Source organism: Methylomonas methanica, from assembly GCF_001644035.1.
Classification (GTDB): domain Bacteria; phylum Pseudomonadota; class Gammaproteobacteria; order Methylococcales; family Methylomonadaceae; genus Methylomonas; species Methylomonas methanica_A.
The window spans coordinates 1-14,296 of the sequence record NZ_LUUG01000090.1; the positions used below are offsets into that span (position 1 = coordinate 1).

General features: G+C 49.7%; 7 protein-coding genes and 1 pseudogene. 5 read left to right on the plus strand and 3 right to left on the minus strand.

The genetic code is table 11. The annotated features are described in order from the left end of the window. Window positions 1-8 precede the first annotated feature (8 nt). From A1332_RS16445 to A1332_RS16455, 3 genes and pseudogenes are all read right to left on the minus strand, one after another. Complete coding sequence (locus A1332_RS16445) at window positions 9-602, minus strand: PAS domain S-box protein (RefSeq protein WP_064009530.1); 594 nt, start codon at window positions 600-602, stop codon at window positions 9-11. Window positions 603-852: 250 nt separating this feature from the next. Beyond that, window positions 853-3,360 (minus strand): CheR family methyltransferase, encoded by a 2,508-nt coding sequence (locus tag A1332_RS16450; RefSeq protein ID WP_231890329.1) that lies wholly within the window; start codon window positions 3,358-3,360, stop codon window positions 853-855. A gap of 455 nt (window positions 3,361-3,815) precedes the next feature. Then, a pseudogene (locus A1332_RS16455) lies at window positions 3,816-4,389 on the minus strand (IS3 family transposase); the annotation flags it as partial. Window positions 4,390-4,600: 211 nt separating this feature from the next. Between A1332_RS16455 and A1332_RS16460 the strand changes: the two are divergent. The 5 genes from A1332_RS16460 (at window position 4,601) to treY (ending at window position 14,153) form a co-directional block, all read left to right on the plus strand. Then, the gene (locus A1332_RS16460) at window positions 4,601-4,876 is read left to right on the plus strand and encodes a hypothetical protein (RefSeq protein WP_064009531.1); all 276 of its coding nucleotides are present in this window, start codon (window positions 4,601-4,603) and stop codon (window positions 4,874-4,876) included. 464 nt (window positions 4,877-5,340) lie between these two features. Further along, complete coding sequence (gene treS / locus A1332_RS16465; RefSeq protein WP_082879737.1) at window positions 5,341-8,664, plus strand: maltose alpha-D-glucosyltransferase; 3,324 nt, start codon at window positions 5,341-5,343, stop codon at window positions 8,662-8,664. Between the two features lie 75 nt (window positions 8,665-8,739). Beyond that, the gene (gene glgX, locus A1332_RS16470) at window positions 8,740-10,857 is read left to right on the plus strand and encodes a glycogen debranching protein GlgX (protein ID WP_064009532.1); all 2,118 of its coding nucleotides are present in this window, start codon (window positions 8,740-8,742) and stop codon (window positions 10,855-10,857) included. 5 nt (window positions 10,858-10,862) lie between these two features. Further along, window positions 10,863-11,153 carry a hypothetical protein gene (locus tag A1332_RS16475; RefSeq protein ID WP_064009533.1) on the plus strand — a complete coding sequence of 97 codons (291 nt, stop codon included), beginning with the start codon at window positions 10,863-10,865 and terminating at the stop codon, window positions 11,151-11,153. A gap of 12 nt (window positions 11,154-11,165) precedes the next feature. Then, window positions 11,166-14,153 (plus strand): malto-oligosyltrehalose synthase, encoded by a 2,988-nt coding sequence (treY, locus tag A1332_RS16480; RefSeq protein WP_082879738.1) that lies wholly within the window; start codon window positions 11,166-11,168, stop codon window positions 14,151-14,153. Window positions 14,154-14,296: the final 143 nt, after the last annotated feature.

A 14,296-nucleotide genomic window follows, 5' to 3' on the forward strand; every position in this document is an offset into this window, starting at 1 on the left:
CAAATTAATCAGAATACGCACCGTAACAGTTCCTCGTTTCTTTTGCGCCCGCTGATATCGGATACTGCCATAAGACACGATTTTTTGGAGATATCGACAATCGCTTCAATCGTTACCCAATACTGGGTCTCACCCACCTGTAGTGCTAGTTCGCAGCTTTGCCGAATTCCACTCAAAAAGATATTACTTAGAAATTTATGAAAAACGGGACGATAGGCGGAGGGAATATAAATGGAAAAATCCTGATCAACTAATTGAGATTGGTCAGAACCCAGTAAATTGGCCGCGCAGATATTGGCTTTGCGAATAAGCTGATTCTGTTCAAGCTTGAAATAGGCGATTGGCGCAAAATCGAACAGTTCAAAATAACGCTGGTGTTCACGTTCTAAGGCAAGGCACGCTTCCTCTGTTTGCGTTAGTGCTTCATGCAAGGTCTCGTTTTGCATTTCCAATTCAATTTGATGGACTTGCAATTCATGCAACAGCCTTTTTTCGTCGGTCAACCACGGATCAATGATCTCGTCCGAAAGGGCTTGCATCTCCTGTTCCGCGCGTTTGCGTAGCTCCGCAGGCTGAATTACTTTGTCGCTTTGTTCGTTCAAGAATGGTGCCCCCGCAACTGACTGGCTAACAGACCTGTTAGCGCAATAAAAAAAATGCCTCTCGGCATCGGGAACTTTTGTAGTAGTCCCGATAAAATTCGTAACCCTGTATTTTGAGAAAATTAATTTTCTCTTCAATCTCGACACCTTCGGCCTGCGCATTTAGGCGGTGCCTATGACCCCTGACGAGAATCGCCGCCGAAATTTTCCTATCTTTCTTCTGCCTCAGGTAATCGGCGAGAGTTATCTCTCATGGATTGTTTTCGCGTAATTGCAACTCCAGGATTTTGGTTTCAGTGATGTCGATAAAGGTGATGACCGCCCCGTCTATCACGTTATCATGAGTCCGATAAGGCATGATGCGGGCTTTAAAGTACTTACCGCCGTGAGTTTGTACCTGCTTTTCAACTAACACCATAGTTCGCATCACTTCCTGGGCATCGTGATGCAATTCCGGATAATCCAGGACGGTCACGATATCCGACAAGGGCCGTCCCACGTCGCAATTCATAAACTTGAACAACTGAGTAGCATGACTGGTAAAGCGTCGGATATTTAGGGAGTTGTCAAGAAATACCGTGGCGATATCCATGCTGTCCAATAAGTTGTTCAAGTCATTGTTAACCCACGATTGGTTAGTCACCTTGGCTTGTAATTCCGCATTGACCGTTTGCAATTCCTCGTTTAGAGACTGCAATTCTTCTTTTGAAGTGGTCAGTTCCTCGTTGATGGATTGCAACTCTTCGTTGGTGGATTGCAATTCTTCATTGGAGGAATTAAGTTCTTCCTGCGAGGTCTGCCGCTCTTCACGCAAAGTTTGCAGTTCTTCTCGGGCTTGATTGAATGCAGCCAGCAATGTCTCATGATCAGCATTCACTGTTTTACGCGAACGCCTGTGCTTAACGGCAGTCGGTAAATCGTTAAACACGACAATTACTTTGCCGCGTAGTGCTTCTGGTTGGCTAATCGCTTGTACAGTAAGACTGAATGTTTGTGTGCCGCCGTTCGTTCCTATGGTTAATCCGGGCAGGAAAACCGCCTCAGTTTGTAATTGTGCTTTTCGTAAGGCTATCGCAAGCTCGTGGCGGAGACCATCTCGCGCCATGGTATGAATATTCCAGTTGGCTTTTCCCGCAGTCGGTTCCAGGTATTTTCCGGTTCGGCCACTGATATGGAGGATGTCTCCCTCGGCATTGACCACGACCGCAGCCGGTGCAAAACGCTGCAACAATAACTGGTCGATCAGGCTTTGCAGGCTATTACTGGGTTTTACTGCTGAGATGTCTTGTTGGTTCATAGAGACAACAGGGAAATACTTGATAGGGAAATCGATGTTAGGCTGTGATGATGGTGCTTGTTCAATACGTTCGAAGAGCCTGTGACGGCTGTCGATGGTAGCAAATAGCGAGTTCATATTATTGATGGTTTCCGCGTTACCAAGCAGCAAAACGCCCTTTTCAGCCAGCGCAAAATGGAATAACGGGATTAGTTTTTTTTGCAAATCCGCACTGAAGTAGATTAATAAATTTCGGCAGCTAATTAAGTCGAGTTTGGTGAAGGGGGGGTCCATAATGACATTTTGCGTGGCAAAAACCACCATATCCCGAATCTGTTTTTTGATTCGATAGCCCTTGTCTTCTAAGATAAAAAAGCGGTCCAGTCGCTCTGGCGATACATTGGCCTTGATAGTGGCGGGATAAAAACCTCGCCGTGCTTTTGCTATCGCATCCTGATCGATATCCGTCGCAAATATTTGTAACTTAAACCGGTGTTGAAGCTGACTTTGTTCCAATACTTCTTTAAACGCAATAGCGATTGAATACGCTTCTTCGCCGGTAGAACACCCCTGTACCCAAGCCCGCAATTCCTTACCTGCTGGATAGTGGGCCAATAAATTCGGGATGACCGTGGATTTTAAAGCCTCCCAAACTGCAATATCACGAAAAAAGTGCGTTACGCCGATCAGTAGCTCTTTAAATAAAAAATCTTGTTCCTGTGGATTTTCGCGTAGATAAAGTACGTAGTTGGCGATGGCATCTATTTGGTGCACATCCATACGGCGCTCGATGCGGCGATAGAGCGTGTTTTTCTTGTACAGGGAAAAATCATTCCCGGTGCGCTCTCTCAACAAACATACAATTTGTTCTAAGTTACTTTGCAATTTATGCTTGGCTAGCGCGTCCTTCAGAGGGGTACTGTCAGAGGGAATGCGATGCAGATTAGCGTCTATTTGCCCCCAAAGCGCTTCTGGTTCAGCCACAATATCGGCCAGTCCGACTGAGATGACAGTGCGCGGCATGGTGTCGAATTTAGCCGATTCGGGCGTTTGTGCACACGCCAACCCGGCATTTTTTTTGATGGCGCGCAAACCTAAGCTGCCATCTGAGCCCATCCCAGAGAGAATCACGCCGACAGCCCGTTCATGCTGGTCTGCTGCTAACGCCTTAAAGAAAAAATCTATGGGCAACCTTACGCCTCGGGCGGTAACCGGCTCCAATAAATGCAATTTGCCGTGCAGGATGGAAAGGTCTTTGTTGGGCGGAATCACATAGATCCAGTTGGGTTTAATATTCATACCATCACCCGCCTGGGTGACTTTCATTGGCGTGATGCGCTGTAATAATTCTTGCAGATGGGTTCTATGATTAGGATCAAGATGCTGAATGACGACAAAGGCTGCATAGCACGGTGTCGAAACATGACTAAAAAATTGTTCTAACGCCTCCAGACCACCTGCAGAAGCGCCTACGCCGATCACGGTGGGTGTGTTAATGATTGTCAAAAGGCGAACTCAAATAAAAGTTTTGGAGGAGCAACAAGTGAGGATTAAGTGGGTCTCTGTGTAAATCAATTCTAAGTTTAGTCACAGCTTCAATGGCTAAATTATTGACATCGAAATCAACGTATCGTTACAAGCTTATCCTTTTGCTAACAATTTGTTGATCCGTATTTTTACGTATAGACCGATAGGCTTTAATAGAGGAGCATTCGACGATTTATTTTAATATGAGTCTGCAAGAAGATTTCGACGCAGCCTCCTTTTTAGTTGTGAATGAGATAGTAAAAATCAAAAACTTAATAGCTTATTCCTGGGCGTTCAAATATTTCAGCACGATGGTATATCGATTGTAGCGGTCAACTTTTTTGGGACACCAAAATAGATTGTTGCTCTGCCATTTTAATTTCATAGCGATTGGGTGGTAGGTAGCCCAATCACGAATGTAGGCGCCGGCTGTTGTAGAAATTGACGATATAGTCGGCCACGTCGCGGATGGCCTCTGTATGGTTGGCATACAGGCGGTGCCAGACGCGCTCCTTTTTCAGATCCAGAAAGAATCGCTCCATCACGGCATTGTCCCAGCAGTTGCCCTTACGACTCTTGCTGTCTTGAAAACCATGATGGGCCAGTAACGCCCGAAATTGGTGACTGGCGTACTGGCTGCACCGGTCGGAATGCTCGATTAGGCCCTGCGCCGGCCGGCGTTGGGCGATGGCAATCTGCAAGGCTGTGCAGAACAGTTCCGTCGGCATGTTGGGTGCCATGACCCAACCGACGATTTTGCGCGAAGAAAGATCCAACACCACCGCCAGATAAAGCCAACCGCTAAAGGTCCGTATGTAAGTAATGTCCTAGAGCCAAACTCGGTTGGCCTCGGCTTGTGGCGATCCAACACGCTCTCGTACACCGGCAGGTTGTGGTTGCTATCGGTGGTATGCAAGAACTTGGGTTTCCAGATCGGCTTGAGCGGGAGTCCTTCATCAGGCTGCGCACCCGATGACGGCCAATCTCGATGGTATTCGCCGATGATTGAGATTGCACGCGCCACAGGTGGAGCAGAGTTGGGCAATGCAATTACGCTAATAGCGAAATTTTCAAGTCCAGGCTTTATGTTAGTAAGCGCACATACAAATTTGGCTAAAAGCGATAAATACAATACAGACTTGAAAGACCCAAGGCTGATCCGGCAGATTCCGGGGGTTACCTATAGAGGATCGCTATGAAAACAATTATTCAACAAATAAATGATTTGGCAGACCATCTAGATATCAAGGACCAAAACCGAGACGTTGTTAATAATGTTATTTCAAAATTGCAGGAATCTCATGATGACGCTTGTAAAAACGAGTATACAAAACCAGAACTGGTCGAACTGATTTTTTCCAGAAATGACTGTTTAGCCACTGAGGGGGCTGATGAATTACCAGCAAGAATGCGCGAAGATATCTTAAATTTACAGCATGAGATTGTTGATACATATGGCCTCCAAGATTAAATTGCATCGAAAAATGCCGCTCTGGGTTGGTGTTGGTCAGTGACTATTTTTGTTCGCAAGGTCGTCGACTAAGGGGGTTCGGCTGGCTGGCGACCGCGAGCATGACAATTGTGGCACTGGCTATATTTGCTACTGGGTAGCAATAACTTCCGATCTGCTGAACAGAACAAATCATTACAAACAATGACCGTGCTTTTCCAAGACGGTTTATAAGAATTGAGTCAAACGGTGCTTGTGGGGAATGGTTGATTGAAAGAGTGTTCTTCGAGCTATCGGAAGTTTAGCTGAACATCCTGACATACGAATGCATAGCTATTTTAGCGCGGGAATAATGCATGTTTACGTTTAATCAGACAATAGATTATCCCAGCAGAAAGCCTACCATCGCATGGGACTACGCATATCCTTAAATACCTTCGGTGCAAGTTAACCGACAGCGTTTTGACAGCTTTCTGAAGAGAACTATGAACCAGACAAAGTCCAAAGCTATTAAAGAACAACAGGTCGATATTACGCAATGGATGGGAGACCCGCTTTGGTATAAAGATGCCGTCATTTACGAGCTGCATATCAAAGCTTTTTATGACAGCGATAATAATGGCACCGGCGATTTTCCCGGGTTAATCCGGAAGCTCGATTATATTCAGGACTTAGGTGTCAACACGCTTTGGTTACTCCCTTTCTACCCGTCTCCCATGCGTGATGACGGTTACGATATTTCTGATTATCGTAATATCCATCCCGAATACGGCACCATGGCCGATTTCAAACTGTTCGTAAAGGAAGCACACCGCCGCGGCCTCAAAATTATCACTGAGCTGGTCATCAATCACACCTCCGACCAGCATCCTTGGTTTCAGGCTGCGCGCCGGGCTCCAGCCGGTTCAAGTAAACGGGATTTTTATGTCTGGAGCGATTCCAACCAAAAATTTCCCGAGACGCGGATCATCTTCAAAGATACCGAGAGATCGAACTGGACTTGGGACGAAGAAGCCCATGCTTATTACTGGCATCGTTTCTTCCACCATCAACCGGACCTCAACTTCAATAATCCATTGGTGGTGAAAGCCGTCATAAAACTGATGCGTTTTTGGCTGGATTTAGGCGTTGACGGCATGCGTTTGGATGCAATTCCCTATCTGTGCGTGCAGGAGCGGACCCTAAACGAAAATCTGCCGGGAACACACGCCGTTATCAAACAAATGCGCGCGGTGCTTGATGCGCATTACCCTCACTGCGTTTTTCTCGCCGAAGTTAATCAGTGGCCGGAGGATGTGCGCGACTACTTTGGTGACGGCGATGAATGTCACATGGCCTACCATTTTCCACTCATGCCTCGGATGTACATGGCGATTGCTCAGGAAGATCGTCATCCCATCGTTGATATCAAATCGCAGACCCCGGATATTCCGGAGAACTGCCAATGGGCTCTTTTTCTGCGAAATCACGACGAGCTTACCCTGGAAATGGTCACTGATAAAGAACGTGACTACATGTATCAGATGTATGTTGGTGATCCGCGCGCGCGCGTCAATGTCGGCATCCGGCGTCGACTGGCCCCGCTAATGGATAACGAAATCGACAAAATCAAGCTGATTAATAGCTTGCTTTTGTCCATGCGGGGCTCACCCAGCATCTATTACGGCGATGAGATTGGCATGGGGGATAATTTCTTCCTGGGCGATCGCAATGGTGTACGGACGCCGATGCAATGGAGTCCGGACCGTAATGCCGGGTTCTCGCGCGCCGATCCGCAACGCCTATATCTCCCACCTATCATGGATCCGGTCTATGGTTTCGGGTCAGTCAATGTAGAGGCGCAGCAACGTGAACGTGGTTCGTTGCTGAACTGGATGCAGCGTATGCTGGCGCTACGCAAAAACCATCAGGCATTTGGTCGTGGGAAACTGGTTTTTTTGCATCCCAGAAATCGCAAGATACTCGCCTATTTCAGACTATATCAAGACGATATTATCTTGTGCGTGGCCAATCTGTCCCGTGCCGCTCAGGCAGTTGAGCTTGATCTTTCTTCTTATAAGGGTTGCGTACCCGTGGAATTAATGGGGCGAGCGTCTTTTCCGCCCATTGGTGAATTACCCTATCTCCTTACCTTACCCGGCCACAATCATTATTGGTTCCAATTGGCCAGTGACCAAGAGGCTCCAGCTTGGCATGATGAGCACTTACTATCTGAGGAACTGCCGACACTGGTGTTGTTCGATGGTTGGAACAGTTTCTTCAAAGATAAAGTTGTACCTTCGCGTAGTGCCATTGCCGAGAAAGTCCGTCATCAGCTCGAAGAAGAGGTATTACCGCATTTTGTCGCCGCGCAACACTGGTCCGGCGCTAAAGGCGATGGGGTACGACGTGTGGTGATTAACGATTATGCCGAGTGGGAGCGTGATGGTAAAAAGTGGCTGATAGCATTGTGCCGCGTTGAAGCTGATTTAGGCGAGCCTTATTTCTGCTTTTTGTCACTGGCACTGGCGTGGGAAAACGGCGACGAGAAACACCTGCGCGCCATGTTGCCGACCACGGTGGCCAAAGTACGCCAACAGGCTCAAATTGGCATACTGGCTGATGCTTTTGCCGACGAGTGGTTTTGTCAAGCGTTGGAAGAGGCCATTCGTTCACGAGACACGCTAACTTGTGCAAAAGGCACAATCCGTTTTTCAGCTACCGACGCTTTTGTTTCACTCGGCAAGGCATCCGCCAATCTTTCAATAAGATTACTTGGCCTACAGGGTAGTAATACTACCCTCGTATTAGCTGAACAATATTTTCTGAAAGGCTATCGGCATCTGGAAATCGGCATGCACCCGGAGTTCGAAGTGGGGCGTTATTTAACCGAGGTGGTCAAATTTCCCAATATAGCCCCAGTATTTGGCCTAGTTGAGTATGAGGACAGCGAAGGTCGAAAAATGACACTGGCTTTGTTGCAGGGCTATGTCAGAAATCAAGGTGACTTTTGGAATTATACCTTGGAATATCTTGGGCGATTCCTTGAGGCAAGCCGGACAGCAGATGAGTCACCCAAATCCGCAAACCAAGTACATGCTGCCTATCTAATTTTGATACGCACGCTTGGTCAGCGGACTGGCGAGTTACACAACGCGCTAGGACAAATAACCGGTGATTCAGCCTTTGATCCCGAGCCAGTTAACGATTCTGATCTCTCGAACTGGATCCACCATGGAAAAGTCGAAGCGCAAACGGCATTGGATTTTCTGAAAATTCGGGGGGCAGGGCTTGCGGCGTCGGTTAATGAGCTTGCCCAAACATTGTTCGCGCAGCGTAATGCGCTTGAAGAACGTCTCAAAGCGCCTAGCGGACCGCTTAAATTAGTCAAGACACGTTACCACGGCAATTATCATCTGGGGAACGTCTTACTCTGCCAGAATGATTTCGTGATTACCGATTTTAAGGGTGATCCTACTTGCACTTTCGTCGGTCGCCAATCTAAACACTCTCCATTGAGGGATGTCGCGGACATGCTGAGATCCTTTAACTATGTCGCCAACACCGCTCTCGCGCACTGCGCAGAACAGCCAACGGATAGGGCAAAGTTTGAGCCAATTGTGCGTAACTGGGAAGCAGAGGTATGCCGGGTTTTCCTTACGGCCTACCGTGAAGCAGTGGGCAATTCAGAGGATACATCGGACGCACTGCCATGTGATCTACTCGATCTTTTTATACTTGAAAAAGCGCTGTATGACGTTCGCAACGAACTTGCTAACCGCCCTGATTGGGTAGTGATTCCGCTCAACTGCATACTATCGCGATTGTAAATACCATGCCATGGGGCGCAATCATGACCATAAGCAATACAGTGCAGCGCGGAAAATTTTGGCCAGAGGCTCAAGATGGCTAAGACAATAACGGCAGTATGGCCGGGGCGACCCTATCCGCGCGGTGCATTTTGGGATGGTGAAGGGGTGAATTTTGCTGTTTTTTCTGAACATGCCGAAAAAGTCGAATTATGTTTGTTCGATGTCAGGGGAAAGGACGAAGTCCAGCGCGTCGAACTCAAAGAACGTAGCGATTTAGTCTGGCACTGCTATCTACCCGAGGCCAGACCCGGGCTGCTTTATGGTTTTCGGGTTCATGGACCTTACCGTCCGCAACAGGGGCATAGGTTCAATCCGAACAAACTGCTGATAGAGCCCTATGCAAAAGATATTGTGGGGACGCCGCTCTGGAGCGACGCCCATTTCGGCTATCGGATAGGCGCCAAGGACGATGATCTGTCTTTTAGTCGTCGCGACAATGCCAATGTCATGCCGAAGTGCCGGGTGATCGATCAGGCCTTCGCCTGGGGGAATGATCATCCCCCCGATATTCAATGGTGCGATATGGTGATTTATGAGCTGCACGTCAAGGGCTTTACCATGCAACATCCCGATATTCTGCCCAAGTTGCGCGGCACTTATGCCGGCTTGGCGATGGACCCCGTCATCGAGCACCTGCAACGGCTAGGCGTGACGACCGTTGAACTGATGCCGGTGCATGCTTTTCTTGATGATCGCCATCTGGTGGAACGTGGCGTGCGCAATTACTGGGGATATAACTCCATAGGCTTTCTGGCGCCCGATTCCCGCTATTCGGCCAGCGGCCAGGTCAGTGAATTTAAAACCATGGTCAAGACCCTGCATAAAGCCGGTATCGAGGTGATTCTGGATGTGGTTTACAACCATACCGCCGAAGGCAATCACCTGGGGCCGACACTGTCCTTCCGTGGTATCGACAATGCGTCCTACTATCGCCTGGCCGGTGATAATCCACGCTTTTACTTGGACTATACCGGCTGCGGCAATACCTTGGACATGCAACAATCCTGCGTGCTGCAATTGATGATGGATAGCCTGCGTTATTGGGTGCAGGAAATGCATGTGGACGGCTTCCGTTTCGATCTGGCGTCCTCACTGGCAAGAGAGTTACACGACGTGAACCAGCTTGGCACCTTCTTCAATACCATCCGTCAGGATCCGGTGCTGAGTACCATCAAGCTGATTGCCGAACCCTGGGATATGGGCGAGGGCGGCTATCAAGTGGGAAACTTTCCGTTGGGCTGGTCGGAATGGAACGACAAGTATCGCGATAGTATTCGTGCCTACTGGAAAGGCGACGAAGGCTTGATCGGGGAACTGGCGCAACGCTTGACAGGGTCAAGCGACCTTTACGAACGCAGTGGGCGGACACATGCCAGCATCAATTTCCTGACTGCCCACGACGGCTTTACCTTGCATGACCTGGTAACCTACAACGACAAGCACAATGAGGCCAATCAAGAAGGCAATTCCGGTACCGACAATAACCATTCCTGGAATTGCGGCGTCGAGGGCGAAACCGACGATCCTGAAATTAATGCCTTGCGCGCCCGGCAAAAGCGCAATCTACTTGCAACGCTGCTGTTTTCACAAGGGGTTCCGATGCTGCAGGCAGGCGACGAGATGGGGCGTACCCAGTTGGGTAATAACAATGCCTATTGTCAGGATAACGCGATTAGCTGGCTGTCATGGGAACTGAAGAAACAAGACAAGGATTTGCTGGCATTCACGAGGCGTATCATCAGCTTGCGCAACCAGCATCCCTTGTTTCGGCGACGGTATTTTTTTCAGGGAAGCCCCCATTACGGCGGCGAGATAAAAGATATCGTCTGGCTCAATTTCGATGGCTCCGAAACCAGAGACGACGACTGGAATCAGGCAACTTCGCATTGTTTGGGCCTTTATTTTGAAGGCGGCAAACTGATCGAAACTGACGGGCGCGGACGGCGTTTACAGGACAATAATCTCTTGCTGCTGCTGAATGCTTATCATGAGGAGATCGCATTTATGTTGCCGCAATTCGAGGATCATGAGCATTGGGAAGTGCTGCTCGACACGCGGGATGCAATTGGTACGCCGGATGTTACACGTTACAAATCCGAGCAAGTTTATCCGTTGGGCGGACGCTCGCTGGTATTACTGAAGCAGGCGTAGATCACATGAAACGCGCGCAGGACATGCCGTTTGAAGCTAGCGTGCTTTCCGATGGCAAGGCCTTTGACCGGCAGGATGATGACTGTCATGAGACCATCATTTATCAACCGCATATGGGCACATTCACTGCCGGAGGTAGCTTAGTGGTCGCCATGCGGCTTCTCGATCATTTGCTGGAATTAGGTGTTTCCGCCATTGGGCTGATGCCGGTCGCGGATTTTCAGGAGAATCGCAACCGGGGTTACGACGGTGTACTGCTGTTTGCGTCGCTGGATGTAGGCCGCCTGATTCATTGAGGATGGGCAAACATGAATGATCATGATGTGAAATACTTTGTTGAAGATCCTTCGTCCGAACGTGATCAAGGCGGGTTGGTACAAATACAACAAACCGACTTGCCACCGCCGCCTGAACCGCGCATTCCATTGGCCACCTATCGCCTGCAATTCAACGGCGACTTCACTTTCAATCACGCGCGTGAAATCGTTCCCTACCTGAGCGCGCTGGGCGTCTCCCACCTTTATGCCTCACCCTGTCTGAAGGCGCGGCCAGGCAGTCGGCACGGTTACGACATCATCGATCACAACGCGCTGAATCCGGAGATAGGCACGGACGAAGAATTTGAGCGACTTTGCGAAACGCTCGCTCAGCACGACATGGGCCAAATCATGGATATAGTGCCAAACCATATGGGCGTGCAGGGTGGCGATAACGCTTGGTGGCTGGACGTACTGGAAAACGGTCAGACAGCCGTTCATGCAAGGTTCTTCGATATCGACTGGGCGCCGATAAAGGCTAAACTGCACGGCAAGGTATTGTTGCCGGTGCTGGGCAATCATTATGGCGCGGTGCTGGAAAATGCCGAACTACAACTGCACTTTGATGCGGATCATGGTGAATTTGGCATTTATTACTACGAGCACCATTTTCCGGTGGATCCGGCGGAATATCCGAATATTCTGGCTTTTCGGATGGATGTTTTGAGCGCATGCTTAGGGGAGGGCAACCCGTTATTGGCGGAATACCAGAGTCTAGTGACCGCGTTCCATAACCTTCCTGCTCGGAGTGAAGTATCCCTTGAACGCCAGCTCGAGCGCCGGCGCGACAAGGAGGTGCATAAGCGGCAACTCGCCGGTCTCGTCACGCATTTCGCCGAGATTGCTCGGTTTTTGGAAGAGAACTTACGCATCCTAAATGGTAAGGCCGGAGAACCTTCGAGCTTCGATCATCTCCACCGATTGATCGAGGCGCAAGCATACCGGCTGGCATTTTGGCGGGTAGCCTCGGATGAGATTAATTATCGGCGGTTTTTCGACATCAACGGTCTGGCTGGTTTGCGCATGGAGAACGACGAGGTCTTCGATGCGACCCATCAGTTATTGTTGCGGCTGGTTCAGGACTGCAAACTGGATGGCTTGCGTCTGGACCATCCTGATGGTTTGTACGATCCGGAAGCCTATTTTCGCAAGTTGGTCGAACATTGTAACCATGTCGGACGCGCACCTTATCTGGTGGTCGAAAAAATACTGGCGGTAGACGAAGATTTACGCGGCAGTTGGCCGGTGCACGGTACGACGGGTTATGAATTTACCAATCTGCTTAACGGGCTATTTGTCGATACCAGCGCCGCGGAACGCATGCAGCGTGCATATCACAGCTTCATCGGCGAGCATGTCGATTTCGATAATCTGCTCTACAGATCCAAGAAGCTGATCATGAAGTCTGCGCTGTCGGGAGAGTTAAATGTGTTGGCCAATTTGCTATCGAAAATTGCCGAAGCCGACCGCCATACCTGCGATTACACTTTGAACGGATTGCGCACGGCATTGGCTGAAATCGTTGCCTGCTTTCCGGTTTATCGTGGCTACATCAGTGCCCGCGAAGTAACCCAGGAAGATCTCTGTAACATAGAACAGGCCGCCCTAGCGGCAAAACGTCGAAGCACCACAGCAGACGCCAGCATTTTCGATTTTGTGCGAGATGTACTCACGCTGGTTACAGCAGAGGGCAAGTCGCCTTCATATGCCGCGCAGGTGCTGGCGTTTTCCATGAAATTTCAGCAGTTCACTAGTCCGGTCATGGCAAAGGGACTGGAGGATACCGGCGCCTATATCTATCACCGCTTGCTGTCGCTGAACGAAGTCGGTGGCGACCCGCGTCGATTCGGTGTGACCCGCAGCGCATTTCACCGTGCCAATCAGCGGCGCGCCGAACTAAGTCCGCATTCCATGTTAGCCACTGCCTCCCACGACACCAAACGCAGTGAAGATATGCGCGCACGTATTAATGTGTTATCTGAAATGCCGGCTGCTTGGCGGTTAGCGCTAAGACATTGGAGCCGTGCCAACCAACGTCTTAAATGCATGGTGGATGGTGTGGTGGTTCCCACTCTCAACGATGAATATTTCATCTATCAGACCTTGCTAGGGATTTGGCCGCTAGGTGAACCCGGCGCCAATGAAATGGCGCGACTCGCTGTTCGAGTCAGGGAATATCTGGTCAAGGCCTTGCGCGAAGCTAAGGTATATACCAGTTGGATAAACCCAAACAGAGCCTATGAAGATGCGGTAACAGCATTTGCCGAAGCGCTGATCAATTCGCCGGCAGAGGGTGCATTCCTGAAGGATTTTCAGCCTTTTCAGCGGCGGATCGCGCGGCTCGGGCTGTTCAACAGCCTATCGCAGACGTTGATCAAGCTCACTGCGCCGGGGGTGCCGGATATTTATCAAGGTTGCGAATGTTGGGATTTCAGCTTGGTGGACCCCGACAACCGACGGCCGGTGGATTTCGATTCCCGACAAACCATGCTGAATGCATTGCAGACGCTTGTTGCCCAGGAATCGCCTCAACGTAGTGCAGGGGTAAGGGCGCTAAGTGAGACGCTGGAAGACGGCCGTGCCAAATTGCTGATTGTCCAGTCAACCCTAGCGCTGCGGAAACGTTGGCCGAAAGTGTTTCAACAGGGAAGCTATTTGCCCCTGACAGTCAGGGGCGAGCATGCAGCTCATTTGTGCGCCTATGCACGCCTTGCCGGTGAGCGTATCGTCATTACCGTGGCGCCGCGCTTGCTCGCGCGGCGACTGGGCGAAGCGGATGGGCTTCCGCTGGGAGAAAAGTTTTGGGGGAATACCTCGGTGGAACTACCTATTCATCAGCAGGATAAGGCATATACCTGCGTCTTCACCGGGAAGGTAATTAAGCCTCAGAAACGGCAGTCTCATTGGCATATGTCCATCGCGCAAGTGCTGGCGGAGTTTCCGGTGGGACTGGTTATCGGAGAGAAAGTGCCGTCCTGACTTGAATTTGTAGGATCCCGCTACAAATAACTTCCCCCTTTGAAAAAGTACCCACAGGGCATAAAGGGGATCAAGGGAGGATTTATTAAAAAATTCCCCCAGCCCCTCGCCAACTGCTCCATGCGTTGACCTACCTTCTGCAT